Below are 26611 nucleotides of genomic sequence, written 5' to 3'. Positions count from 1 at the left end.
TGTGCTGCACATTCAGTTATACAGAACGCTAGATGAAATAGTTCAGTCACTGCGCAAATGGCCTTATATAGAATACTCTTTGGCTTTTGGGGTATTAGGCAGCTTTTATCTCCGCGAGCTAGTGGTTGATACAGATTCTTTAACCATGTTTCCATCTGTGTCAAATAAATGTAATTTGTAAGTAAAAGTAAAACGTATTGAAGCCGATAAGTCGCAGGGTAAACTGTTTTACCCATAAAATTCTGTACCTTCGGACAATCAATGAAAAAAATAATACTCCTAGTGGTACTACTGGCGGCAGCAGCCATTGGTTATCAACAATGGCATCAGCAGCCAGCCCCGATGGAGAAAAAAGCCCGCCCGGTACCCAATGTTGTGGTGTATAAGGCCGCTATACAGGCTGTGCGGGATGAAGTGGAGGCGCTTGGTACCTCCAAGGCTTATGAATCAGTGACCATCACCCCCAAGGTCAGCGATGTGCTGACCTCGATTCGTTTCGATGATGGTCAGATAGTCAAGCAAGGACAACTGCTTGCCAAACTGCAGGACGCCGAACAGCAAGCCAGGGTGGAATTGGCCAGGATCAAGGTGCGGGAGAATACCCGTGAGTTTGACCGTATCAGCTCGCTGGTCACCAGCAAAACAGTTGCTGAAACCGAACGCGACCGATTGCAAACCCTGATAGAAAGTGCGAGGGCCGAAGTCGAGCAAGCACAGGCGGCACTGCGGGATAGGCAGATTACCGCCCCCTTCAACGGTCGCCTGGGTTTACGCCAGGTCTCGGTCGGTAGCCTGGTGACCCCGGGAGTGGTGATCACCACCTTGGATGATATCTCGGTTATCAAGTTGGACTTCTCGGTTCCCGAGCGGTTTATTCAAGACTTGTTGCCGGGCAAAACCGTGGAAGCCCGGGCGGTTGCCTATCCGGATAAGCTGTTTCGAGGCAAGGTTGTTTCCATCGACAGCCGGGTTAACCCTACCACACGGGCAGTTGTGGTGCGCGCCGAGATCCCCAACCCGGATGGTCAACTGCTGCCTGGCATGTTGATGAAGGTGAAGCTCATCAAGCAAAACCGTGAGGCTTTGCTGCTGCCCGAGTCAGCGATTATTCCTATCCAAAACCGCCACTATCTTTATCTGGCCAACAGCGAAGGTGTGGTGGAACAGCGACAGGTTACCATTGGGCTGCGTAGCCGTGGCTGGGTAGAAGTTCTCGAAGGCGTCGAGCTGGGTGAACAGGTGATCATTCGCGGGATCCTCAAGGTTCGCCCCGGTGACAAGGTCAAGGTGGAGTTCAAGGAACATTTCAGCTTCCTGACGGCTGAAGAGGCGAAGACCACAGTATGATACTGACAGACATTTCCGTTAAACGGCCGGTTTTCGCCTCGGTCATCAGTCTTTTGTTGATTGCTTTTGGTCTGGTGTCTTTCGGTAAGTTGCCGCTGCGCGAATACCCGGATATTGACCCGCCGATAGTTTCGATAGATACCAGCTACCGTGGTGCCAGTGCCTCTGTGGTGGAAAGCCGGATCACTCAACTGATTGAAGACAGGATCAGCGGCGTTGAAGGCATACGCCATATCAATTCATCCAGTACAGACGGCCGATCTTCCGTGGTGCTGGAATTTGATATTGACCGGGATATTGAAGCGGCGGCCAACGATGTCCGCGATCGCATTTCAGGTTTGCTTGATAACCTGCCGGAAGAGGCCGATCCGCCTGAAGTGCAAAAGGCCAATGGCGGCGATGAAGTGATCATGTGGCTCAATCTGGTGTCGGATCAGATGACCACTTTACAACTCACTGACTATGCTCGCCGTTATCTTACCGACAGATTTTCCGTCATCGACGGGGTGGCCAATATGCGTGTCGGTGGCGGCAAGGTCTACGCCATGCGGGTCTGGATTGACCGCCAGGCGCTGGCGGCCCGTAACCTGACGGTGGCCGATGTCGAATCGGCGCTGCGATCGGAAAACGTCGAACTGCCGGCCGGCTCCATCGAATCCAAGGAACGTCACTTTACCGTGCGGCTTGAGCGTAGCTTTCGCACCGCCGAAGACTTTGCTAACCTGGCGCTAACCCAAGGGGGCGACGGTTACCTGGTTAAACTCGGAGATGTGGCCAAGGTCGAAATCGGCTCCGAAGAAGAGCGGATCATGTTCCGCGGTAACGGCGAAGCCATGATAGGCCTTGGGGTTTCCAAACAGTCTACCGCCAATACTTTGGAAGTGGCGCGGGCGGTGAATAAACTGGTAGATGAGATCAACCCGACTCTGCCCCAGGGTATGGAGATCAAACGCTCCTACGACAGCTCAGTGTTTATCGAAGCCTCTATCGACGAGGTGTATCAGACGCTGTTTATCGCCATTATTTTGGTGATCATCGTCATTTACCTGTTCCTTGGCAGCGTGCGCGCCATGTTGATCCCGGCACTAACTGTGCCCGTATCCCTACTAGCCACTTTTATCGTGCTCTACGCCTTGGGATACACAATTAACCTCTTGACCCTGCTGGCGATGATCCTGGCTATCGGTATGGTGGTGGATGATGCCATCGTGATGCTGGAAAACATTCACCGCCGCATCGAAGAGGGCGACAGTCCATTGAAAGCTGCTTTCCTCGGCGCCCGTGAGGTGGCCTTTGCGGTTATTGCCACTACGGCGGTGTTGGTGGCGGTATTTATGCCAATCACCTTCCTCGATGGCGATCTCGGTAAGTTGTTTAAAGAGTTTGCCGTCACCATGAGTGCCGCCGTGTTGTTTTCCTCGATAGTGGCGCTGACACTCAGTCCCATGATGTGTTCCAAACTGCTTAAGCCCGCGAGCCAGGATACTTGGCTGATGCGCAAGGTCGATAAGGGAATGAACGCTCTGGCAGGCTTTTACAGCCGCAGCCTTACCGGCGCCATGAAGCACCCCTTGCTGGTTTCCCTGTTGGTGGTGGCGGCTCTTGGAGCCAGTGCCTACATGGTTAAACTGATCCCGCAGGAGTTTGCGCCTCAGGAAGACAGGGGCTCTATGTTTCTGATGGTCAACGGCCCGGAGGGCGCCAGCTATGAATATATCGAAGCCTATATGAACGAGGTGGAACAGCGTTTGATGCCTCTGGTCGACAGCGGCGAAGTCAAACGTTTGTTGATCCGTGCGCCTCGCGGTTGGGGCGGCTCGGCCAACTTCTCCAACGGTATGGCGATCATAGTACTCAATGATTGGGGCCAGCGCCGTCCCGCCAAGGAGATCATCAATGATGTCCGTGCCAGGCTCGCCGATCTCGCCGGCGTCAGGGCGTTTCCCGTGATGCGCCAGGCCTTTGGCCGCGGTGTCGGTAAACCCGTACAGTTTGTCATTGGCGGCCCCAGTTATGAGGAGCTCGCCAGATGGCGCGACATTATGTTGGAAAAAGCGGCGGAAAATCCCAATCTCGTCGGTTTGGATCATGACTACAAGGAAACCAAACCCCAGCTCAGAGTCGTTATCGACAAAGACAGGGCGGCGGATCTCGGGGTTTCCATAGCTCATATCGGGCGCACGCTTGAGTCCATGTTGGGTTCACGCCTGGTGACCACCTTTATGCGCGACGGTGAAGAGTATGACGTGATCATCGAAGGCAACCGCGACAGCCAAAACACCGCCTCGGATATGCAGAATATCTATGTGCGCTCAGATCGCAGCAAGCAGCTGATCCCGCTCTCGAACCTGGTGAGCATAGAAGAGTTTGCCGACGCCAGTCAGCTCCATCGCTACAACCGGATGCGGGCGATAACCCTGGAGGCCAATCTGGCGGAAGGTTACAGCCTGGGGGAGGCGCTCGATTATCTCAATGATTTGGCCCACACCTATTTACCGGCAGAAGCCTTGATAAGCTACAAAGGCCAGTCACTCGACTATCAGGAGTCCGGCAGCTCCATGTACTTCGTGTTCCTGCTGGCGTTGGGAATAGTGTTCCTGGTATTGGCGGCGCAGTTTGAGAGCTATATCCACCCCATGGTGATCATGTTGACTGTGCCGCTGGCAACAGTGGGCGCTCTGGTGGGCTTACTGCTGACCGGCCAAAGTCTAAATATCTACAGCCAGATAGGCATCATCATGTTGGTAGGGCTGGCGGCCAAAAACGGTATTCTTATCGTCGAGTTTGCCAACCAGCTCAGGGATAAGGGACTTGAGTTCGACGCCGCTATATTGCAAGCGGCCAACCAAAGGCTCAGACCGATACTGATGACAGGTATAACCACGGCCGCCGGCGCCGTGCCTCTGGTGCTCGCCGAGGGGGCAGGCGCCGAGACCCGTTTTGTTATTGGCGTGGTGGTGCTCTCCGGCATATTGCTGGCTACAGTGTTTACCCTGTTGGTGATCCCTGTGGCTTATTCACTGTTTGCTCGCCGTTCCAGCTCACCGGAAGCAGTGGCCCAACAGTTGGAAAAGGAACTGGCAGAATGACGCTATAGAGCCCAAGTACCAACTTGGGCTCTATAGTCCATGGGTATTAGTCTTTTAGAATGATATCTATCATTAGGGGTCAGCTTGAGCTGAAAATTTGGTTTTAACAAAATATCAGTCTCTTTTTTCACCAAGATCTTTCTGTGCAAATTTGCTACAATGTTTGCTCACCTTGTATTGACCTTTCCTCGGAGACTATATGTCCGGGGGGATTCTGTTTGCCCAGACCCGACTGAAAAGCTACCGCCAACTTGCCGCGGCAGGAGTACTTTTCCCTGCAGCTATCGCCACTAAAAGCGGAAGCGACTTTACAGCCAGGTCTCTCGCATTTGCTTTAAAAGGAATGGAAGCAAAAGGTGAAGCTACTGCCCGAGCTGGACGGGCAAGGTCGGGCCCGTCAGGACCTTGGATACATAGTCAGAAGCGACCTATCGGAGGTAAATGCATTATGACAATAGCTGACGTATTGACAGAGAAACACTCACCACTTTATCACACCGAAGATAAGACGGTTGTCTCCCATACCCAAAGGGATGAAGGCGACTGGATCCAACACACACTGATGTTGGAAAATTGCGATGCACCATTTCGTTTTAAACGCCCCAAAAAATATCGTTCGCTCAAAGGTGCCAGAGTATCGGTCGATTATTATCCCCAAACCACCATAGTAGCCGGATTTGAGATGGAAACCATGAAGGTGGTACGGATCCGCCGTTGCTGAAAGTTGATGCCGGAATGCCTGTTTCAATGTTAGTATTTTGTGTTCCTGGTGGCCGTTTTTGAACTTGGGTGTACAACCTGGGTATGACCCGCCAATGTCGAGCCTTGAAAGGATATTCCGGCCTGATGAAACTTGCTGTTATTGTCTCACTTACTCCTTGGCTTCAGCTGTTGTCGGTTCCTTTGTCTCGACTATGTCAAAGTCAAACAAGGCTTATTTTTCTGCCTCTGTTATTGGTAGTTGGCGAAAGCCTGGCTGCAGAGCAAGCGGATAACGGTCAGAGTGAAGTTCCCATCAGAGAGCTTGTTGTCACCAACTCAGGTTCCTGGAAACCATTTTCTTACCGGAATGATGCCGGTGAACCCAGCGGCATGTTAGTGGATATTTGGCGAGAATATGCCAAAGCCAATCGAGTCAAAATCCGCTTCATATTGACCGATTGGCAACATTCGCTGGATTTGGTTCGCAACGGCCAAGCCGATATTCATGCCGGATTGCTTTGGTCTCAGGAAAGAGAGCATTATCTTGATTATGCCCAGGGACTACTTGGCATTGAGAGCCAACTGTTCTTCAACCAGGCACTGCTTGGTACAGAACCTGATCGTTATCTGGATAGCGGCGGTAAAGTGGGAGTTGTCAGCGGCGGCTATGAAGAGGCTTTCGTTCGTCGAGAGTTTCCAAATACCAGCTTAATTGTCTATGCCAGTAACGAGCAGATGCTCAAAAGTGCAGTAGCGGGGAGTTTGAAGGCCTTTGTTGCTGATCTGCAGGTTGCGAATTTCTACCTGTATACCTCGCAAGAGCCCACACTTTTTGTTCCGGTTCGTCATCTCTACAGTGCTCAAATTCGCTCAGCCGTCAAAGAGGGGAATGTCACTTTACAGGAAGAAATTCGGCAAGGATTAGCGCGCATTCCTGATGCCGAGTACCAAAGGATCCTTAATCGTTGGATGTATGTGGAAACGGTTTATCCACGCTATCTATTGCATGTTGTTTTGGCTTTGCTTTTTCTGGCAGTCATAAGCTACGTATTTATGCTTCGTCGCACTGTGGCTATCCGCACTGCAGAACTGGAAGCGGTTAACGCAGAGTTGGTTCATTTGGCGTCAACCGATAGTCTGACAGGAATAACCAACCGGCGGGCATTTATGGAGGCATTGGAACAAGCTTGCGACAGCCGCAGTTACGATAGTTTAACCCTATTGTTGTTTGATATTGATGATTTCAAAAGGATCAATGACAGTTATGGCCATCTGGTGGGGGATGAACTCATCTGCCAACTGGTACAGAGGGTGGCAACGCTCTTGCCGGAAGGTGCCGTATTTGCCCGGGTAGGCGGCGAGGAGTTCTGTATCCTGCAGTTGGGAATGGCAGAGAGCGCGACCCAAAAGCTAGCCAGGAGTTTATTGTTGTCCGTGGGCCGAGCCCCATTTCCGACTAAAGTGGGCGAACTGCCACTCAGTATCAGCATAGGAGCCGTATACGCCGGTCCGGGACAGCGTGATCCGCTTTCGGTACTTGCCGATGCCGATCGCTTGATGTATCAGGTTAAGGCGTCAGGGCGTAACGATCTGCTGTTCCGACGTTTCTGATAATAGCTGTTGGCCCCCTGGGGCCTGGTTCTTATGCAACTAAATTTTAATAGCCATTATCAAGATCAGACTCAGTCAAGTACCATAAGCAGCTTGTACTCATCCAGAGCATATTGATCTGTCATCCCGCTGATATAATCCTGCAGCAAACGGCACCTGTGATAAAACTCAGGATACTGATTAGCTTCAATGGCTCTTTTATAGGTGGCCAAGTGTTTACCCGGCAGCTTATGGAATAGCCGGGTTTCGATAAGCGCAGTCTTGGGCAGGCCTTGTACCAGTTTGCTAAACTCATCTTCGCTCAATGCCAGCAGGGAGCGATAGTTGTCCAGTAACCCTGTGATTATCCTGTATCCCTGCAGTTCAAGTTTTTCCACTTCCCGGTGACAAAATACCTGTTTGATAGCGACTTGCTTGAGGGTTTCTGTAATGGCGTGCTCATAGCCGCCATCCTCGAGCAGCGACTCGTTCAGGTTGCCGTGGTACACGGCATCAATATTGTCGATAAAGCGCTTGGCAGCATGGTTGACCAAAGGGTGGATCAGCCGAACCCTGAGGAAAGTAAAGAACTGGCTTTGTTGGTTGATTGCCAGATGGCGGGCGCTGCTGTCTGCCGCTTCAATCGATTTGCTCATGAAGTCCTGGTGCCCGAGAGCGTCTTGCTTGACCGCAATTTGCCGCTGGTATTCGGCTATCAAACTCTGTTTTAGGGTATCCAACTCTATGATGCCTTTTTCCACCGCATCTTCAATGTCAGCAAGGCAGTATGAAATATCATCGGCAGCCTCCATGATATAACTCACTGGGTGACGACAACCGGGCGCCATTTCCATGGCTTGTGTCAGTTCGGCAATAAACATGGATTCACTGGCATAATAACCAACTTTTTTCATCAGATAGCTATGCTCAGGGCTGGCTTTATCTTTCACGAGCGTGCCCGGGCGGGTGTATTTCAAAATACCAGCCAATTGACTGTAGGTGAGGTTGAGCCCTAGCAAGGTGTGGATCAAGCGTATGCCTTGGGCATTACCTTCAAAGTGAGATAAATCTTGAATTAATTCAGGATATTCGGAATCGAAACCCGAAGGGGCAAGAGAGGTAAGATTCTGACTGAACCAATGACTGATAGCGGCCTCACCGAAGTGACCAAAGGGGGGATTACCGACGTCATGCATCAGACAACTCATTTCCACCAGGGTTTCCAGTTGCCGCTCCAACTCCTGCAGACCGTATAGCTCAGCATCCGGCCCCAGGTACCTAAATATCCTTTGTGCGATAAAGCGCCCAACTTGTTGTACTTCCAACGAATGTGTCAAGCGGCTTCGTACCGCGGCATTGCGCTCCAGCGGGAATACCTGAGTCTTTTGCTGTAGGCGGCGAATGGCGGCCGAGTTGATGATACGGCCGCGGTCACTCTCCAGTGCCAGCTGCAATTTTTCTGGATTCTCGACCCGAGCGTCCGCTTTGCCAAACGGGCGTTGTGCAGTCATTTTACGGCGAAAATCTATCTCAGAAAATGTGGATGACACCGAGAAAACCTCCAAATAAGTGGTTGGCTGAAAAAGAAAAGATCCGCAATTATTGCATTACGTCAATGTGCCACAGTTTATCCCATGGAGCCAATTTGTGACACTCAATGTAAATTTGCGATGAGTTCGGTAGCGTCGTTGACTATCGCAGAGTACTATCCTGACAAATCCTTTGTCAGAGAAGTGTTGATGCTCAAGTCTTTAAGTGTGATGTTGCTGCTTATTTTAGCGGCGACGCTTGGTTTCCTGGTGTTCCATGGCGATGATACCATGCCGGACAGACTCAAAGGGGAGTGGACAACCGGTTGTCTCAGTGACGAAAAACTGGGTAAGGAGTTTGTCATGCGTTTTGAGGAAAACCGCTACTATAGTGTGGCTAACCTCTATGATAATAACCAATGTACAGGCGTGCCGCTGAGTCAGATAAAGGGCAGTGCTTATGTTGAATCCATTGGAGACAAAATCACGACTTGCGAAGGCCTTGAAGCAGATGAAGCCATGCTGTATTGGGATGAGCTGGGTGATGCCAAAGCTTTTGTCTATTACATCAATGAACAGGGAGAGCTGTTAACCGGACGCCCCAATGAAGACAAGAGTTCTTCGGCTCAGTGGTGTCTCGATCAGGACGCCAAGTTCCACCGTAGTCAATAATCCAGCCAAGTTGCAGGGGATGGGGCAGATTTGTTCCAGCCCCATTGCTGCTGAAATTCGCTATTCGGCGCAAAGCCATTCAGCTGCTGGCGGTATTTCGTATTTTTAATGACCGTCGTAAGATGCAGTAATGGCTCCGAACAAGCAAAGGCGGCTTGTTCGGATAATTGCTTGATCAGGGCTGATAGACACCCACTACTTCTATACGCTGACTCGAGTCTGCATGTTTGGCTGCATTATCGAGATCGATATGGCCGCTGTTGCTGACATCCATAAAGTCAAAGGCAGGCAAATCGGCTTCGGCAACTTCCCCGCTGGCAGGAGCATCCGGATTACGCTCCAGTGCCATAAAGTCAAACACGTTTCTATCAACGCCTTGGGATGGCGCAGTATTTTGCATCGCAGTAAAGATGGTTTCAATGCGGCCGGGGAACTGTTTGTCCCACAGCTTGAGCATATTCTTAACCTCGGCGCGCTTGAGGTTTTCCTGGGAGCCGCAAAGGTTGCAAGGAATGATAGGGAAGGCTTTCAGCTTGGCGTATTCGGCAATGTCTTTTTCGCGGCAATAGGCGAGGGGGCGGATCACCATATTGGCACCGTCATCCGATAACAGCTTGGGTGGCATGGCCTTCATCTTGCCACCATAGAACATGTTGAGGAACAAGGTTTCTATGATGTCATCTCTGTGATGGCCAAGCGCTATCTTGGTGGCACCTATTCGCTGGGCAAACCCATAAAGGGTACCGCGGCGCAGCCTGGAACAAAGCGAGCAGGTGGTCTTGCCTTCGGGGATCTTATCTTTGACTATCGAATAAGTATCTTTTTCTAGAATATGGTAAGCCACACCTAAACTATCCAGATAGGCCGGCAACACTTCTTCCGGGAAGCCGGGCTGTTTCTGATCCAGGTTGACGGCGACAATTTCAAACTGCACAGGCGCCCGCTGCTGCAGGTTCAACAAAATGTCCAGCATGGCATAGCTGTCCTTGCCGCCGGAGAGGCAGCACATCACGCGATCGCCTTCTTCAATCATATTGTAATCGGCAATGGCGCTGCCGACTTCGCGGCGTAAACGCTTTTGCAGTTTGTTGAGACGAGTGATTTGTTTCTTATCCAGCTCTTGCATAACTTCAGACATAAAAAATAAGCGCCCAGTAACACTATGGTTCAGGGCGCGTATTATTCCAGCTAAAGCCGGTCGGGTAAAGGGGCGACTCAGGCCAGAGGCGACTTATAACCGTCGGGTTTTACCGCCAGCAGATCGCAGTTGACCGAATCTATCACGTGTTCTGCTGTGTTGCCGATAAGCGCGGCAGAGAATCCGGTACGACCCACAGTGCCGAGAACGACCAATTCGGCGTCCAATTGTTCTGCCAGCTCAGGGATAACATCCTCAGGCAGACCTTCTTTCACGTGGCAGTGGGCGGTATCGACCCCGTAGCTATTGGCCAAATAATTGACCCGTTGCTCGTGCTGCATGCGAATGGTTTCGTTGTAGGTATGAGCATCAAAGTCCGGCAGTTCAATCGCCAGGTTGACCGGAGTTCCAGGATAACCGTTAACCAGGTGCACCTCGGCATCGAACTTGGCTGCAAGTTCCTGAGCATGCTCAATGATCTTGCCGTTCAGGGATTGATGTTCTTCATCTTCAGAGGCAACGTTGACGGCGCAGAGAATTTTACCTTTTACCGGCCAGTCATGCTGTTTTACCAGCAACACAGGCACGGGAGCCTTACGCAACAAGTGCCAGTCGGTGGGGGTGAAAATAACCGCTTTGAGTTTGTCGTGCTCATGGGTGCCTTTGACTATCAGGTCATATTCTCCCTGAATGGCAAAGTTGATGATGCTCTCAAACGGGCGGTTGTGCCACAGTACTTCACTGTCTATCTCGAGTCCGGCTTGCTGGTGTGGTTTTAGCAGATCGGCAATCCAGGCTTTACGTTGGTTAATCACCCCTTGACGCATGGCCTCACGTTCCTGATTGGAAAGAATTGAGGTCATTTCATAGGAGAAATCAAAGATAGACAGAAACACAGTGATCTTCGCCTTGCTGCGGGTGGCGAGTTCCACCGCTCGGGCAAGAGCAGGCTGCTGTTCTGATGTGGGGTCGACTACGACCAATAGCTTTTGATAGTCCCTCATGGCTTTTTCCTTATTCCGCAGGATATACCTATATCATGCGATATTGGCTGTGATTTGTATTGCTTGAGATCAATATATTGAATCGCTTGCTATCTTGCTATCCGGGCAGCTCCAGCCAACCTGTCGAGCTCTTCCAGATCCAGTATAGTGATATATTTGCCTTTCACTTCAATTAGTCCGGCCTTTTGGAACCGTCCCAACAAACGACTGATGGTTTCCACTGTGAGACCGAGATAGTTGCCTATATCACCGCGGGTCATGGTGAGGCGAAATTCTCTGGGAGAGAAGCCGCGGCTACCGAATCGGGCCGCAAGGTTACTGATGAAAGCGGCCAGGCGTTCCTCGGCATTCTTTTTGCTTAGCAGCAGGATCATCCCTTGGTCACTCATGATTTCATTACTCATCAGGCGCATGATCTGCTGCCTGAGTTTGGGCATGGTGCCTGAGAGTTCGTCCAAAGTATTGAAGGGGATTTCACAGACCATAGAGGTTTCCAGGGCCTGGGCAAAACTCTGGTGTGATTGGGCATGGATACCGTCAAAGCCTATGACATCACCGGCCAGATGGAAGCCGGTGATCTGCTCATCACCCTGTTCTGTGATGGTATAGCTTTTAATCGTTCCGGATCGAATAGCATATAGAGACTTTAGTGGATCTCCGGACTTGAACAGCTGTTCACCCTTCTGAATGGGTTTCTTGCGTTCGATAATATTGTCAAGCTGATCCAACTCATTGGTGTTGAGCGTAAAGGGAATACACAAGGTCCCCATGCTGCAATCATGACAATGAATGGTACAGCCCCCGGCAGCAGGGCGACGATGCTTGTTGTTGTCTATTGTCATAGTCTTTCTCAAGTAAAGCGACTCTTCCCATGTTAAACCAATTCACTGACCCCGGCTAGTCGAGCTGAGCCAGAGCAATATAGAGTGTTTGGATCCCGAATCCAACCAAGAGTAAACCGGCAATCAAGCGTACGGCGCGCTTTTGAGCCCAGTCGGCCAGCGCCTTGGCGGCAACACCGGCGCTGAGCAGGGCAGGTAATGTTCCCAAACCGAAACAAAGCATAATAAGCGCGCCCTGGCTGGCGCTGCCACTGGCTACGGCCCAAGTAAGAGTACTGTATACCAGGCCACAAGGTAGCCAGCCCCATACCATACCAGCCAATAAAGCCTGCCCGGGGTGAGTCACGGGTAACACTTTTTGGGACAATGGTTTAAGTAAACGCCACAATCCCTGACCCAGGCGCTCAATCTGCACCAGCCCTACCCAAATGCGGGCAATATAAAGACCCATGGCGATCATCATCACACCGGCAATGAGCCTGAGCACCAAGAGATAAATATCAATATCAAACAGCATGCCAAGCCCGGCGGCAGAACCGCCCACCAAAGCACCGGCCAGGCTGTAACTGAGAATACGGCCAAGATTATAGGGAAGCAGAAACGAGAGTTGTTGCGCCAGCGGATTCTGGCCTCGACGGGCGGCGGGAAGCTGGCTGGAAAAGGCGCCCACCAAACCACCGCACATACCAAAGCAGTGCCCGGCTCCCATCAGGCCCACCAAAAAGGCGCCGGTGAGGTTATATTCCATTGCCTCTATCCTGAGGAGCTTGAGTGACTTGAGCTTCAGCCGTTTGAGTCTGTTCCTGTTGAGTCTTGCTGTTCGTTGGTTCCTCATCAAACAGAATCGACACACTGTGGCGCTCGAGATCGTCAAATTGATCCGATTTTACCGCCCAGAAGAACACACCAACAGCAATCAGCACAAACAACATGGCAATGGGGATTAGTACGTAGATAATACTCATAAGCGGACCCTGAGAAGTCTGAGGCTGTTGCTGACAACGATCAGCGAACTGGCCGACATGCCGATGGCGGCGATATATGGTGCAACATGACCAGTTACGGCCAGAGGCAGTATAAGAAGGTTATATCCCAAAGCCCAGGCAAGATTTTGGCGAATGATACGATTGGCTTTGCGAGCAACCGCTATGGCTTGGGTAAAACGCCATAGATGGTCGCCAAGCAGAATCAGATCGGCACTGTTTTTCGCCAGCGCCGTGCCACTGCCCATGGCGATAGAGAGATCGGCGCCGGCAAGCACAGGGGCATCATTGATGCCATCGCCGAACATGGCCACCTTATGTTGTTGTTGCAAACGGCGTACATAGTCGAGTTTGGCTGCCGGGCTCATGTCTGCGTGCACTTCAGCTATGCCCACTTGCCGAGCAAGGGACTCGACATGGGGCCGGGTATCACCACTGGCAATCGCCAGACGGATATTGTTTGCCTTGAGCGCATCCACAGTATCTTTGGCGTCTTCTCTGAGCCTATCTTGCAAAATAAAACTGGCCACCAAGCCTTGCTCATCGGCGAGGAACACCTGTTGCTGCTCGCTCGGGGCAAGCTCAATTCCGACAAACTCGGCGTTTCCTATCTTAAAATCACGGCCATTGAGCTTACCACTAATGCCGCGAGCCACCTGATGATGCACGTCTTCCGCTGCAAGTGCGCCGCCATAAGGGCTAAAAGCCAGGGCTATTGGATGCAATGAACCTGCTTCGAGCGCTGCCGCCAATTGTTGTACCTGCAACTCGCTATACTCAGCCTCACGGCCTTTGGTGATGCGGGTCTCCAACAAGGTCAGATTGCCACAGGTCAGGGTGCCTGTCTTGTCAAAGACGACAGCATCAATTTGCGGCAACTTTTCAAACACTCCCGCTTTACGGGTAATCACCCCCAGGCGAGTAAACAGCGCAGTGGCGCAGGTCACTGCCGTCGGGGTTGCCAAGGCCAGCGCGCATGGGCAGGTAGCTACCAATACAGACAGGGTGACCCAGAAAGCATCTTCGGGGGAGAACTGGTGCCACACCAGATAAGTGATAGCCGCTATGCTGAGTATGGTGCCGGTGAAATAACGCGACAGCTTATCGGCCGTCATAGCGACAGCGGGTTTGTTATTGGAGGCCAGCTCCTGCAAGCGGATGATTTCTGCCACCAGTTGATCCTGGCCTATGGCGTTCACCCGTACTTTCAGTGGTTGATCCTGGTTGATGGTACCGGCATAAACCTGGTCTCCAGGCTGTTTGCTCTGCGGCATCTGCTCGCCGGTAAGCATGGCCTCGTTGACCGCAGAATGGCCGTGCTCAACCGAGCCGTCGGCGGGGATCACTTCCCCCGGCCTTACCAGCACCAAGTCGTCTATTTGCAGGCGTTTGGCGGGGATCTCTTCGTTGCTGCCATCATCCACAATACGTTGGGCGGTCAAGGGCACCAACTTATGCAGGTTACTCGAACTGACCGAGGCTTTCTGTCGTGCCGCCTGTTCAAAATAGCGCCCAAGCAACAGGAAGAAGGTGAACATGGACACAGACTCGAAATAGACTTCGCCTGTGCCTTGTATTGTCGCAATACAGCTGGCGATATAAGCGCCGCAGATGGCGATGGAGACAGACACATCCATATTGAGCCTGCCTGCGAGCAAGGCCCGCAGGGCACTGAAATAGAAAGGCTGCGCCGAATAGAACACCACAGGTGCGGCAAACATCATGCTCACCCAGCGGAAATAGTCGCGATATTCCACCTCAAGCCCGGTAAAGTAACCGGCGTACAGCGCCAGGGCGAACATCATCACCTGCATGGTAGCAAAGCCCGCCAAGCCAAGCCTCAGCAGAAACTTACGGCTGTTCTTTTTACTCTGAACTTCCTGATCATCTAACTGATACGGCGCCGCCTGATAACCGATACGGCCGATTTGATTAAGTATTTCAGACAGTTTGATGTCGGCTGGACGCCAACTTATCAAGGCCCTTTGGGTGGTGGAGTTAACCTGCACCGAATCTATGCCGGGCAACTGTTTGACTTTATGCTCGATGAGCCAGGCGCAGGCGGCACAGGTAATGCCGTCAATCGATAGCGAGACTGAGGTTTGATTGCCCTGATCGTGCACAAAATCCTGTTGCACTTCGGGAAGATCGTAGGCACTGAAGGTCTTGAGCTCGTCCGGCACCAGAGCGTTTTGCCTGCTGCCGGGTTCGGAGCGAAATTTATAGTAATTGGTCAGTCCGGCATCCATGATGGCCTGAGCCACTGCCTGACAGCCAAGACAACACATGGGCTGAGCCTGACCATCAATCACTGTACTGAACTGCATACCCGTGGTCACGGGCTCCCCACAATGAAAACAGACTGTATGTGTCATGACAGCACTCAATTGAGCCAGTAGGTTTTATCCGCTTCTATCTGCAGTCTTTGCTGCAAACGCCATTTACGGTCAAATCCTTCGATTCGCACAACCCAGGCGCCATCAAGCGACTCACTGGGGATATAGCGATAGACCTTGGAGGCATCAGCCGTCAGCATTTGGGTAAAATCCTTTTCTGCCAGAGTAGGGTGGTAAAACTCCAGATTCATTGCCGCCAGATATTCCGGGCCGCCGTGTTGGGTTATCAGGAGTTCACCATTATGCCATTCAAGAGAAAACTGCATTCCCAGTTGACGGGCATATTGAATTTTGTGGATGTCCTGGTTAATTGCCTTGCCGTTTTTATAGTAGTCGTCGGCAACCAGGGAATCGGAGTTGGTGAGGGCAATACGCAAAGTGGCAAAACTGGCTATAACGGCGCACATGGGCAAAACGATAAGAAACCAAGGCCAGAACTGCTTATACCAGGCTTGTGGAGCGCTCATACTGTTTACCTACTATTCTATTTGGGCGGCTATTCTATCGCGAAAGCGGTTTTTTAAAAACAAAGGCCCCGAAATTATCGAGGCCTTTGAAAAGTCAAGCGAACTTACTTCTCTGCCTGATGTGACAAGCTGTATACGTAAGCGGCGATAACGTGAACTTTCTCTTCACCGAGAACGTCTTTCCAAGGTGGCATAACGCCACTGCGGCCGTTCTTGATGGATTCCATTATCACGCCACGGCTGCCGCCGTAGAGCCAGACATTGTCGGTCAGGTTAGGGGCACCCATCAGCTTGTTGCCTTTGGCGTCCATACCGTGACAGGCAAAACAGCCCTTCATGAATGAACCCTGGCCTTTGGCAGCCAAAGCCGCGTCGTGTTCACGACCGGACAGGCTGATCACATATTCGGCCAAACCTTCAATCTCGCTGTCATCGATAGGCAAACCACCTTTAGGTGGCATCATACCGTGACGACCGTTCATTATGGTGGTCTTGATGGTTTCCAACTCGCCGCCGTACAACCAGTCACCGTCGGTCAGGTTGGGGAAGCCTTTGCCACCGCGACCAGCCGAGCCGTGACACTGGGCACAGTTCTGCAGGAACAGACGGCCACCTACTTTGAGAGCTTCTTCGTTCTTAACCAGCTCGGCCAATGGCGTTGCTTTATAGGCTTCAAAGATAGGGCCGTACTTCTCATCGGCAAGCTTCACTTCCTGATCGTACTGTACCCAACGGCCTTCTTCTGTTGCGTCGGCAATCGCCTTGGCAGAGTCGGCCTTGATGCCTTGCTCTGTACCTATGCTCTGGTTGGAACTACTCCAGCCGAGCAGGCCTTTGTAGTTACCCAGGCCAGGGTAGAGTACCAGGTAGAGCAGACCAAAGACGATGGTGATATAAAAGAGATAGCTCCACCACTTAGGCAGTGGGTTGTTGATCTCCTGAATACCATCATAGCTGTGGTCCATCAGGTCGCCTTCTTTAATCTCCGGCGTGGTGTTTTTGGAGCAGAGCCGTAGCAGAATAAAACATCCTGCGATCACCAGTAAGCTGAGTACGGTGATCCAGATACTCCAGAAGTTACTCATTAACATTATTTGTGTTCTCCTGAGTCCTTCGCATTCTGGTGTTGTTCCTCATCGGAAAACACCAGATTAGCTGCTTCGTCGAATTGCTTTTGACGACGCGAGCTATATGCCCAAGCAAATATCCCGACAAAAACCAGGATCAAAACCAGCGTTATAATCCCTTGTATAGTGCCGTAGTCCATATTTGCCTCCTTATTTCAGTGCGTGTCCCAGCGACTGCAGATAAGCGATCAGCGCCTGCAGTTCTGTCTTGCCTTCAACGGCTTTTTGGGCGCCTTCGATATCTTTATCTTCGTATGGCACACCAAAACCACGCATCACTTCCATTTTCTTGGCTGTGTATTCACCTGTAAGGGTGTTTTCAGCAAGCCAAGGGAAGGCAGGCATGTTGGACTGAGGAACAACGGCACGGGGATCGATCAGGTGAACTTCATGCCATTTGTCACTGTAACGACCACCCACACGGGCCAAGTCGGGACCTGTACGCTTGGAACCCCACAGGAAGGGGTGATCCCAAACAGATTCACCGGCAACCGAATAGTGACCGTAACGTTCGGTTTCAGCGCGCAGCGGACGGATCATCTGACTGTGACAGTTGTTACATCCTTCACGGATATAGATATCACGGCCTTCCAGCTGCAGGGCGGTGTAAGGCTTGAGACCGGCTACCGGCTCAGTGGTATCTTTTTGGAAGATAAGCGGCGTGATCTGCACCAGGCCACCAATACTGATGGCTATCACAGTGAAGATACCCAGCAGGCCGACGTTCTTCTCAACTATTTCATGATTGAATTTCATCGTTACTGCTCCTTATGCGGCTTTGGCTTCTGCGATGGCAGGCAGAGAGTCTTTAGGGGCATAAACAGTGCGCAGCACGTTGTAAGCCATGATCAGCATACCCGTTACGAAGAAACAACCACCCAGGAAGCGGACGAAGTAGAACGGATAAGAGGCTTCCAGACTTTCAACAAAGCTGTAAGTCAGGGTGCCGTCTGCGTTCACTGCGCGCCACATCAGACCTTGCATTACACCGGAGATCCACATGGCAACGATATAAAGTACGGTACCGATAGTCGCCAGCCAGAAGTGCAGGTTCACCAGCTTGGTTGAGTACATGCGGCCATGACCAAACAACACAGGGATCAGGTGGTACAGAGAACCGATAGACACCATGGCAACCCAGCCAAGTGCACCAGAGTGAACGTGACCAATGGTCCAGTCGGTGTAGTGAGACAGAGCATTTACTGTCTTGATGGCCATCATAGGACCTTCGAAGGTAGACATACCGTAGAAGGACAGAGATACCACCAGGAAGCGCAGAACCGGATCGGTACGCAGTTTATGCCAGGCACCGGACAGAGTCATGATACCGTTGATCATTCCGCCCCAAGAAGGTGCGAACAGGATCAATGACATCACCATACCCAGAGACTGAGTCCAGTCGGGCAGGGCGGTGTAATGCAGATGGTGAGGACCGGCCCAGATATACAGGGCGATCAGTGCCCAGAAGTGGACAATCGACAGACGATAAGAGTAAACGGGACGCCCGGCCTGTTTGGGAACGAAGTAATACATCATTCCGAGGAAACCGGCTGTCAGCAGGAAGCCTACCGCGTTATGACCGTACCACCATTGCACCATGGCATCGACGGCACCGCTATACAGTGAGTAAGACTTCCACAGGCTGACAGGAACAGCCATGGAGTTCACTATGTGCAGTACGGCTACTGTGATAATAAAGGCGCCAAAGAACCAGTTAGCCACATAGATGTGGGAAGTGGTTCGTTTGATAATGGTACCGAAGAACACGGTCGCATAAGCGATCCAGACCACGGCGATGGCGATATCAATAGGCCATTCCAGTTCGGCATATTCTTTACTGCTGGTAATACCCAGCGGCAGAGTGATTACGGCCGAGAGAATGATGGCTTGCCATCCCCAGAAAGTGAATGCAGCCAATTTGGGTGCAAACAGACGGGTCTGACAGGTGCGTTGAACGACATAATAGGATGTGGCGAAAAGGGCTGATGTGCCGAACGCAAAGATCACAGCATTGGTATGTAACGGTCTTAAACGACTGAAAGTTAACCAAGGAGTCTCAAAGTTCAGCTGTGGCCAGATTAACTGAGCCGCGATAAGTACACCTAATGACATACCAATAATGCCCCACAAAACTGTGGTTAAGGCAAATTGGCGGACAACGGTGTAATTGTAATCAGCGCCTGTTGGCTGGGAATGGTTCATCATATTGCTTCCACTGCTTATTACTTTTACTTGTTGTTCAGTAAAGGACTGGCCTTTACCTGTTATAAAATGACTCGAGTGAAGGCGTCCCCTATGAGAGTCACACTCTTGTGTCAATGGCTTGACCTGCATATTTGGAATAAAACGTCAGGCGATGCAATGATACTTGAGCTACATCAAAAAAGATACCAATCTGCCGGACACATTGTTGATCCAGATCAAACTTGACCATAGAATGTTAACACCTTGCAGCATAAGGTGAAATTTTATGCACAGTGCGACTCTTTCCAAGTTATTTTGCGCCGTTTTCAGCTTGTTTGCGCTTCTTGGGTGTGACCAGGCTCAAGTTCCAAGCACAACCCAATCTGCCAGCGATCCCAGTTTGTGTGATTTTTCCGTGTCTGCTTGTGTTAAGAAATTGGGCGAGCAGCAGATCTCTCTGATGTTAAACCCAGAATATGCCCCCAGCGAAAAGCCTATTCACTGGCAGCTTGGCTTTGATCGCCCGGTGTCCAATCTCAAACTTCGTGTAGAAGGCAGAGATATGTTTATGGGGGTCATTCCCATGACGCCATCTGCCACCGAAGGGGAAACATTTGAGGGCCAATTGATTTTCGGCTCCTGCAGCAGTGGTTATATGGTATGGCGGGTGTATGTCAGTTGGCAGCAAGGCACAGAACAGTACTCCACTTGGTTCGACTTTCTTGCTGACCGTCACAAGCAAGAGTAATAAGAATCACCTTATTGACGCGCCATTGGCAATAACTCAAGATCCCGCGTCATCACGCCAGCTGTTTTTGATTTTGATGAAAACATCTATGTTATCGATAAACAGCTTTAAAAAGTCCGGATCAAAATGGTTGCCGCTGCAGGATTGCATCTCACTCAGCACCTCATCGAGCGGCCAGGCCGGCTTATAACATCTGGCATGGGATAGGGCATCGAACACATCGGCAATGGCAACGATTCTGGCAAAAGGGTGGATCTCTTCACCCGATAGGCCTCTGGGATAGCCACTACCATCGTATTTCTCATGGTGTTGCAGGGCGATGGTGCCGGCGGCCTTTAAAATGGGCCGCTCAGAATTGGCCAGGATCTGATGGCCGATTATCGGGTGCTGGCGCATCACATCCCACTCAATATTGTCCAGTTTTCCCGGTTTGAGCAGCACATTATCGGGAATGGCAATTTTTCCTATGTCATGCATAGGTGCAGCGCGCTTGAGCAAATCGGCTTCAGTCTCCGGCAAACCGGCAAGTAGTGCCAGTGCGTGGCAATATTCTGCCATACGTTTTACATGATTGGCCGCTTCCTTGGAGCGGCTTTCCACCACATCGCCAAGACGTAGAATCAGCTCCGACTGAGTATCTTCCACCTCCTGGTTAAGCAACAGGTTTTCAAACGCCACCCCGACGTTGATGGCAAAAATATCGATAAGCTGTTTATCCAGATCGGTCAACTGGCTGACAGAATCCATATAAAGCAGGTTGACCCAGTTATTCTTGGCCGGAAAGTAGCCCACAAAGCAGTCATCACGATAGAGACAGCGCTGCTCTTTCAGAGCTTCTTCCATCAGTGAGCGGATCTCTGCAGGCAAGGGCTTTTCGTGGTGGTTGGTAAACTCGCCCGTGGCGGCAATGATTTGAATTTTTTTGTTTTCACCGGGCTCAGTCACTGCATCCATAGCGTTACAACCGAGTATGGTTGTGGTGTCTTTTAACTCCAACAAGTTGGCGACCTGAGTCAGCAAGCCATCAGCAAACTTGTGCAGAGTGCGGAGTTCAAACAGACCGGAGGTGGCTTCCAATACTCGTTCCAAACCACGACGATGACTAAGCTGCATCTGCCGCGCTTGCTCAATTTCGGTAATGTCCCTGAAAGAGCGCAGGGCAGAGTAAACACTGGTTGTCAGTTTGCGGGAGTCCAGTTCGGCCTTGGCTTTATAGTCATTGATATCATAGTTGACTATCACATCGTCTTCAGGTGCCTGTCCTGGTTGGCCGGTCCGCAAAATCAGCCTGATGGCTTTGTTGTTTTGCCTTTCACGGATCCAACGTACCAACTCAAGCCCGGCATGATCGCTTTCCATCACCACATCAATAAAGGCGACGGCGACATCCTCTTCGCCTTGCAGTATCTCTTTGGCTTGTTCGCCACTATAGGCGTTGATAAAGCTCAAACCTCGGCCATCCAGCTTAAAGCGGGAGAGGGCAAGTTTAGTCACTGTGTGCACATCAGGCTCATCATCCACCACAAGTATTTTCCAAGGGGGCAGATTATCTGTGGGGGCTGAAGCTGTCTTAGAGGCAAATAACGGGCCTTTCTTGGCCGTGTCAATCCGCATCGGTCTGACTCCAATCATTTGAATAGTTTTGATTTACCAATCAAAAGTGTAGTCCAAGCATCGAGAAGGGCTAGCAATAGTTCACAAAATTAGCTGATGGTGGGATAGGGGGATTTTCAGTAGAGTCAGGATCCACTATATTGAGAATTATTCTCATTATCAGAGGTAAAAGAATGAAAGCCAACAGCAGAACAATACCGTATAAAACTGATCAGGAGGTCTGCATGGCGATACCCGTCGGCAAACTGGCTGAGTTGATCCACAAGGGTGAGTTATGTGCGGCGGATTTTCGTTGCCTCGACAGTCAATCCAAAAAGCAGGTTTGGCAATTGTGCCTTTGGTGCTGTAAGCAAAGAGTCCATTGCGATCGCCAGTGCAGTCAATGTGAAACAGAGGTTAGTGCCGATAAATAACATTATCGGCATCAGTCAAAAAAGGGTAAAATCTATAATAATCATTGCTATAGAATAGGCTTTACCTTGGAAGACAATCAGCCATTAAGAGCCATGCCACTGTTTGACCGCGCAGACTTGCTTTTGCAGGGTAACCCTGTGGTCAACAGCTATATTACCCAATTAAGCCTAGGTAAAGTGGCCGATGCGGGTCTCTTGCTTGAGCATGCAACCGATTGGCTCTATGAACAAAGAGACTGTGAGAACAACTACAAGGCTTATCGCAGCGAGTTGACGACCTTTTTTCACTGGTGTTTCGATGTTGCAGGTATATCTGCCGCCAATATGGGCCGACGGGAAATGGGTCGTTACGTGGCTTATTGCCAGGCGCCACCGACAGAATTAGTGGGTTATTTCAATGTAGCGCAATTTAAGACGGATAAGCTCAGTCAAAGCCGGGAGCCCAATCCCAACTGGCGGCCGTTTATTGGTCGCAAGGCGCTCGGCAAACCTTTGCCTTACAGCCTGAGTGATAATGCCTTAAAGACAAAAATTGCAATACTTTCATCATTTTATACTTATCTTATGAGCGAAGAATATTGTGAGCGCAATCCGGCGCAACTCTGGCTCAATCACAGTCGCTTTGCCAATAAGAGTAAGTTCAGGGTGGATCCTGCCGAAGAGCAACTCAAGGTGTTCAGTGAGCTGCAATGGTCTTATCTTGTGACTTGTGTACAGCGCCTGGCAGAAGCCGAGCCGGCACAACATCAACGCAGTCTGTTCTTGATTAACCTGATGTACGGCTGTTATCTGCGGATCTCGGAAATTGCCGCTCGTGCCGGTTATGCGCCAACCATGAGTCAATTCAAGCGCCATAATCACAGCGGTATCTGGTATTTTCATATTCCCAGGAGTAAAGGCGGCAAGGCCAGAAACGTAGCCGTATCCAAGGCGTTATTGCAATCACTGCAAAGTTATCGGCGCCATTTGGGGCTGAGCGATTATCCCGAAACCAATGAAACTACGCCGCTGTTTATACGGCATCGAGCCGCCGGCCGTGGTCGGGAAAGTGGCGAGCTCAATGCCAACCTCGGCATACGTCAATTGCGGGATGAAATTCAGTTTTTGATCAACTGCGCCGCCGACGATGCCGAGAAAGATGGCTTTATCCGTGAAGCCAATGAAATGCGGCAGCTCACTGCGCACAGCATCCGCCACACAGGGATCACCCATGACATCAATCTCAATGGCCGACCTTTATCCCATGTGCAGGCCGACGCCGGTCATGAAAGCATAGACACAACATCACAGTACCTGCACACCAGCCAAGAGGAAAGACACCAGAGTGCATCCGCCAAGCCACTGGATAGACTTCAGGGAATTGAGAGTTAATCCAAGAATATTGCTTAGAGGTTTAAGGTGGCTCAGGGAGGAAATCGCCTTAAACCCAAGGATTACCGGTAATAACCCTCAGATTTCAAACAGCTGCACATATTAGTGCGCACAATGTATATTATGTTAAATTCGTTCCGAGTGAATCTATCTACATACCCTTTCTGCTTTCCCTGTTTGCCCCACAAATCCATGCACCCGCATCATGGAGCTGTTTCATGTAAAACATGCTCGGCAAGAATGTCCTGAATTGAGTTAAGTCCACTCTCGTTGTGTTGACTCGGGTTTTGCTTCAACTTTTGAGACTAATTTTTCGCATTGCTTTGATTGTAACTACACTCGGTTGTTACTGACAGTCATCAAGACTAGTTGATTGCCCAGCGGGTTGGCTAATGGTTTCCCGCCTAGCTTATGGGTTTTCCGATAATCTTGCTGCACCGCAATTGTCTCTACATCTTTTAGATGGCTGATCTGAAACAACCAGAAACTCGGACGCTTTACTCTATTTAACATAGTCATCCAGAGGTTAAGTTTCCATTTGCCGGTCAAATAGATCCGGTAATCGCAGTGACTTCAACAATGTCTTGAACAGTGAACGACATTCCTGAGATCTTGTGCTTTCCATACTAGGTTTTCCTTTGGCTATGTTCCCAGAAAAGGCTTACAGCATCTTTTAAAAAACAGCCGTCAATCAAAAATGAAGTGCCTTCTCCACATAGCTGTTTAACTTTCTTGCCGAGATCATAAGGGCTGCATCCCCGGTTTTATTTCCTCAGGGTTTATGTGGAGTAACACATAAACTCCTCATCGATTTGAATAGGGTTAATCTATGATATCAGTAACTTGTATTTAAGCTGACCCTAATTGTAAATGGGAATAAATATCATTTGATAGGTTTGGTACTTGTGCTATGTTGCGATTCTTTATCAAACCAATTCTTCGGACATCGCAACTCATGTGGTACCTCCTGTTGATCCTGACGATGACCCTGGGTTCGCTGCTTATCTATTTGGGCAGTAAACATCAGGTATTGCTTGCCAAATCTTTGCCCTGGCAGGCCAAACTGCTGGGCACTTTATTACTGCTGCTGACTCTGCTCGGTTGGGGGTTACTGTTGACGGCCTCGGCCGCGCTGTTTTTTTGGCTAATGCTGCTTTCCATGCTGCTGGGCTCCCTGCCCTTCATTTCCCTGCTCAAGGGAGACAACGAATGACAACCATTAAAAAAGATAAAATCCGTCCTGACTGGCTGGGAAAAACCCTTGCCGGCGCCTTGCTGGGCTTTGCCCTGGCAGTGGCACTCAGTGGTATCTTTGCCTGGGTGGGACCTGGTGGAATAGATGCCAAAGATAAGGTGCAATTCAATATGTGGCTGATAGCGCCACTCTGGCTTTCATTCTTCAGTTTCAGCTATTTGTTCTACAGTGCCCGCCGCGCCATTTTCTGGCTAATGGCGGCCAACGTGCTTGCATGGCTGCTGCTATGGTGGGTTAAGTAAATGCAGATCCGCAGCGATATTCTCAGAATTTATCAAACACTTCATACCTGGGTGGGCATACTCGCCGGGATTTTACTGTTTATCGGTTTTTATGCCGGCGCCCTGACCATGTTCAAGGAAGAGATTGCAGCCTGGTCATCACCGCCGCAAACCATTTTGCCACAGGTGAAACTGGAACAGATGGACAAACTACTCAGTGAAGCCAGAGCGCAGCATCCTGAGTTAAGTAAGGGCTTCAGCCTTCATCTTGCCAGCGACAAGCATTCGCCTTTGAGTTGGTACGCCTCCGGCAGTGAGCGGCAATGGGGTCTGGGCGATGAGCTTTGGCATGCCAGTTTAAACAATCAAGGTGAGCTCATCTCCCATAAGGAACCCAAGAGTCAACTGGCCCGCTTGATAGATGAGCTGCACCGTACCGGCGGTATTCCCGGTGATATGGGACATGAGCAGCTCGGTGCTTATTTTATGGGGGTTGCCGGCATTCTCTATTTTCTGGCGTTGGTTTCCGGGGTGATCTTCCTGCTGCCAACTCTGGTGAAAACGCTGTTTGCCTTAAGGCGCAAGAAAGGCCCCAATCGTTTTTGGCTCGACAGCCACAATTTGCTTGGCATCACAGCACTGCCATTTCATATCATTATCAGTTTGACCGTGGTGGTGTTTGTCTTTCACGATCAATTGTACGGCGCCTTGGGGCAGTTTGTTTATGGCGATAAGCCGATGTTCAACCGCGAAGCGCCCAAGGGCGAAGTGCGCTCACTGAGCACCCTGCCCCCGGTAACAGAACTGGTTGCTCGGGCCGAAAGCTTCGCGCCCGGTTATCAGGCACTCAGTTTGACCTATGTGGGCATGGATACTCCGGCTCCCATGGTCCGGATGGCCATGTATAACGAAGAAGCGTTGATGCGCGGCCCGATAGGAGACTTCCTTTATATCAACCCCTACACCCTTGAGGTGGGCAACAGCACCTTTACTCCGGGGGAAGAAGGCGTTTGGGGCCGGATGGTTTCGGTATTCTTTGGACTTCACTTTGGCTCCTACGGCGGCTATCCCGGTCGCTGGCTTTATTTTTTCCTCGGAATGAGTGGTGCCATGCTGTTTTACAGCGGTAATCTGCTCTGGCTGGAAAAGCGCCGCAGTAAACAGCGCAAGGGGGAGCCCATTCCAGAGCAACCGAGAAGAGTCAGGCTCCTTGGTGCCGCTACTGTAGGAATTTGCTTGGGTTCAATGTTAGGTGTTGCGCTGGCCATGTTGCTGGGTAAATGGGGATATGCTCATGTAGAAAATATCAATCATCTGTATCTGTGGAGCTACTACGCCAGTTTCCTTATCGCCCTGGCTTATGCTTTCTGGCGTGGTGCTGCCAGAGCCGCGGTAACACTGCAAGCGCTATCGGCGCTGGTCTGTCTGGCAATGCCGCTGACATCCATCCTGGCGTTGTTGGCCCCCGGTCTTGAAATTTGGGCACCGGAGACCCCAGGCACCTGGGCGGTGGATCTTACCGCATTCGGTTTTGCCGCCATCTTTGCCTTTGGCGCGCTCAAAACCTTTAAACGAGCGACCCAGGGTCCGGCTGACAGTATCTGGGCCATACCACAAAAACAGCCTATTGCTGCGCTGCAAACCAGTATTCAGTCTTAAGCTGTTAGTTTGAATCATTCCATAACCAAGCCCCGCGAGCGGGGCTCTTTGAATTTGGCAAAGGAGCAGGGATTTGAACCCTGCATGACGGCGCTATAAACCCGGCAATCCGCTAACCGCCTATACCAGGCTAATCGCTATCATCAAAACCGAGATACGAAAAAGCCCGCCTGTTTGCACAAGCGGGCCTCTCTGAATATGGCAAAGGAGCAGGGATTTGAACCCTGCATAACGGCGCTATAAACCCAGCAATCCGCTAA

The 26611-nt window shown here is 50.8% G+C and carries 23 protein-coding genes; 10 read left to right on the top strand and 13 right to left on the bottom strand.

The window, feature by feature from the left end:
* The first annotated feature begins 261 nt into the window (after positions 1-261).
* The 4 genes from ACMHXE_RS03195 to ACMHXE_RS03180 all read left to right on the top strand — a co-directional run bounded on the left by ACMHXE_RS03195 (position 262) and on the right by ACMHXE_RS03180 (position 6749).
* The gene (locus ACMHXE_RS03195) at positions 262-1347 is read left to right on the top strand and encodes an efflux RND transporter periplasmic adaptor subunit (RefSeq protein WP_248952382.1); all 1086 of its coding nucleotides are present in this window, start codon (positions 262-264) and stop codon (positions 1345-1347) included.
* Entirely contained in the window at positions 1344-4436 is a 3093-nt protein-coding gene (locus ACMHXE_RS03190; RefSeq protein ID WP_413731367.1) for an efflux RND transporter permease subunit, read from the top strand. The genes ACMHXE_RS03195 and ACMHXE_RS03190 overlap by 4 nt, the downstream gene beginning before the upstream one ends.
* A 448-nt stretch (positions 4437-4884) precedes the next feature.
* A complete protein-coding gene (locus ACMHXE_RS03185; protein ID WP_052247918.1) occupies positions 4885-5157 on the top strand; it encodes a hypothetical protein in 273 nt (90 codons plus the stop codon).
* A 233-nt stretch (positions 5158-5390) separates the two neighbouring features.
* Positions 5391-6749 carry a diguanylate cyclase domain-containing protein gene (locus ACMHXE_RS03180; RefSeq protein ID WP_412501202.1) on the top strand — a complete coding sequence of 453 codons (1359 nt, stop codon included), beginning with the start codon at positions 5391-5393 and terminating at the stop codon, positions 6747-6749.
* 71 nt (positions 6750-6820) lie between these two features.
* Here the strand turns inward: ACMHXE_RS03180 and dgt are convergent, their stop codons facing one another.
* Positions 6821-8278 carry a dGTPase gene (gene dgt, locus ACMHXE_RS03175; protein ID WP_413731365.1) on the bottom strand — a complete coding sequence of 486 codons (1458 nt, stop codon included), beginning with the start codon at positions 8276-8278 and terminating at the stop codon, positions 6821-6823.
* Positions 8279-8467: 189 nt separating this feature from the next.
* Between dgt and ACMHXE_RS03170 the strand changes: the two genes are divergently transcribed.
* A complete protein-coding gene (locus ACMHXE_RS03170; RefSeq protein ID WP_165565064.1) occupies positions 8468-8929 on the top strand; it encodes a hypothetical protein in 462 nt (153 codons plus the stop codon).
* Positions 8930-9104: 175 nt separating this feature from the next.
* Here the strand turns inward: ACMHXE_RS03170 and ttcA are convergent, their stop codons facing one another.
* The 11 genes from ttcA to ccoN form a co-directional block, all read right to left on the bottom strand.
* Positions 9105-10067: a tRNA 2-thiocytidine(32) synthetase TtcA gene (gene ttcA / locus ACMHXE_RS03165; RefSeq protein ID WP_101056336.1), complete on the bottom strand. Its 963-nt coding sequence runs from the start codon at positions 10065-10067 to the stop codon at positions 9105-9107.
* Positions 10068-10144: 77 nt separating this feature from the next.
* Positions 10145-11071 carry a universal stress protein UspE gene (uspE, locus tag ACMHXE_RS03160; protein WP_039032955.1) on the bottom strand — a complete coding sequence of 309 codons (927 nt, stop codon included), beginning with the start codon at positions 11069-11071 and terminating at the stop codon, positions 10145-10147.
* Between the two features lie 89 nt (positions 11072-11160).
* Positions 11161-11913: an electron transport transcriptional regulator EtrA gene (gene etrA, locus ACMHXE_RS03155; protein WP_025010389.1), complete on the bottom strand. Its 753-nt coding sequence runs from the start codon at positions 11911-11913 to the stop codon at positions 11161-11163.
* 55 nt (positions 11914-11968) lie between these two features.
* Positions 11969-12661 carry a sulfite exporter TauE/SafE family protein gene (locus ACMHXE_RS03150; protein WP_101056337.1) on the bottom strand — a complete coding sequence of 231 codons (693 nt, stop codon included), beginning with the start codon at positions 12659-12661 and terminating at the stop codon, positions 11969-11971.
* Positions 12651-12878, bottom strand: a complete 228-nt coding sequence (ccoS, locus tag ACMHXE_RS03145) for a cbb3-type cytochrome oxidase assembly protein CcoS (RefSeq protein WP_101056338.1) — start codon at positions 12876-12878, stop codon at positions 12651-12653. The genes ACMHXE_RS03150 and ccoS overlap by 11 nt, the downstream gene beginning before the upstream one ends.
* A complete protein-coding gene (locus ACMHXE_RS03140) occupies positions 12875-15271 on the bottom strand; it encodes a heavy metal translocating P-type ATPase (RefSeq protein ID WP_413731362.1) in 2397 nt (798 codons plus the stop codon). The genes ccoS and ACMHXE_RS03140 overlap by 4 nt, the downstream gene beginning before the upstream one ends.
* A gap of 8 nt (positions 15272-15279) precedes the next feature.
* Positions 15280-15759: a FixH family protein gene (locus ACMHXE_RS03135; RefSeq protein ID WP_101056340.1), complete on the bottom strand. Its 480-nt coding sequence runs from the start codon at positions 15757-15759 to the stop codon at positions 15280-15282.
* A gap of 104 nt (positions 15760-15863) precedes the next feature.
* Positions 15864-16844 carry a cytochrome-c oxidase, cbb3-type subunit III gene (gene ccoP, locus ACMHXE_RS03130; RefSeq protein ID WP_101056347.1) on the bottom strand — a complete coding sequence of 327 codons (981 nt, stop codon included), beginning with the start codon at positions 16842-16844 and terminating at the stop codon, positions 15864-15866.
* Positions 16845-16849: 5 nt separating this feature from the next.
* Complete coding sequence (locus tag ACMHXE_RS03125; protein ID WP_039032950.1) at positions 16850-17026, bottom strand: CcoQ/FixQ family Cbb3-type cytochrome c oxidase assembly chaperone; 177 nt, start codon at positions 17024-17026, stop codon at positions 16850-16852.
* A 10-nt stretch (positions 17027-17036) separates the two neighbouring features.
* Positions 17037-17642, bottom strand: a complete 606-nt coding sequence (gene ccoO, locus ACMHXE_RS03120) for a cytochrome-c oxidase, cbb3-type subunit II (protein ID WP_025010382.1) — start codon at positions 17640-17642, stop codon at positions 17037-17039.
* Positions 17643-17654: 12 nt separating this feature from the next.
* Entirely contained in the window at positions 17655-19091 is a 1437-nt protein-coding gene (ccoN, locus tag ACMHXE_RS03115) for a cytochrome-c oxidase, cbb3-type subunit I (protein WP_028779894.1), read from the bottom strand.
* A gap of 439 nt (positions 19092-19530) precedes the next feature.
* Between ccoN and ACMHXE_RS03110 the strand changes: the two genes are divergently transcribed.
* Positions 19531-19818 carry a hypothetical protein gene (locus tag ACMHXE_RS03110; protein WP_413731360.1) on the top strand — a complete coding sequence of 96 codons (288 nt, stop codon included), beginning with the start codon at positions 19531-19533 and terminating at the stop codon, positions 19816-19818.
* 36 nt (positions 19819-19854) lie between these two features.
* Here the strand turns inward: ACMHXE_RS03110 and ACMHXE_RS03105 are convergent, their stop codons facing one another.
* Entirely contained in the window at positions 19855-21432 is a 1578-nt protein-coding gene (locus ACMHXE_RS03105; protein WP_165565067.1) for a DUF3369 domain-containing protein, read from the bottom strand.
* A 506-nt stretch (positions 21433-21938) separates the two neighbouring features.
* Between ACMHXE_RS03105 and ACMHXE_RS03100 the strand changes: the two genes are divergently transcribed.
* The 4 genes from ACMHXE_RS03100 (at position 21939) to ACMHXE_RS03085 (ending at position 26351) form a co-directional block, all read left to right on the top strand.
* Entirely contained in the window at positions 21939-23216 is a 1278-nt protein-coding gene (locus ACMHXE_RS03100) for a tyrosine-type recombinase/integrase (RefSeq protein ID WP_101056343.1), read from the top strand.
* A 955-nt stretch (positions 23217-24171) separates the two neighbouring features.
* Positions 24172-24429 carry a hypothetical protein gene (locus ACMHXE_RS03095; protein WP_224867494.1) on the top strand — a complete coding sequence of 86 codons (258 nt, stop codon included), beginning with the start codon at positions 24172-24174 and terminating at the stop codon, positions 24427-24429.
* Entirely contained in the window at positions 24426-24713 is a 288-nt protein-coding gene (locus ACMHXE_RS03090; RefSeq protein ID WP_028779881.1) for a hypothetical protein, read from the top strand. The genes ACMHXE_RS03095 and ACMHXE_RS03090 overlap by 4 nt, the downstream gene beginning before the upstream one ends.
* Positions 24714-26351 carry a PepSY-associated TM helix domain-containing protein gene (locus tag ACMHXE_RS03085; RefSeq protein WP_412486128.1) on the top strand — a complete coding sequence of 546 codons (1638 nt, stop codon included), beginning with the start codon at positions 24714-24716 and terminating at the stop codon, positions 26349-26351.
* Positions 26352-26611 lie beyond the last annotated feature (260 nt).

The sequence above is a fragment of the Shewanella sp. BJSY2023SW007 genome, assembly GCF_047314525.1.
Classification (GTDB): domain Bacteria; phylum Pseudomonadota; class Gammaproteobacteria; order Enterobacterales; family Shewanellaceae; genus Shewanella; species Shewanella chilikensis.
This window is presented reverse-complemented; position numbering and strand designations above follow the sequence as displayed.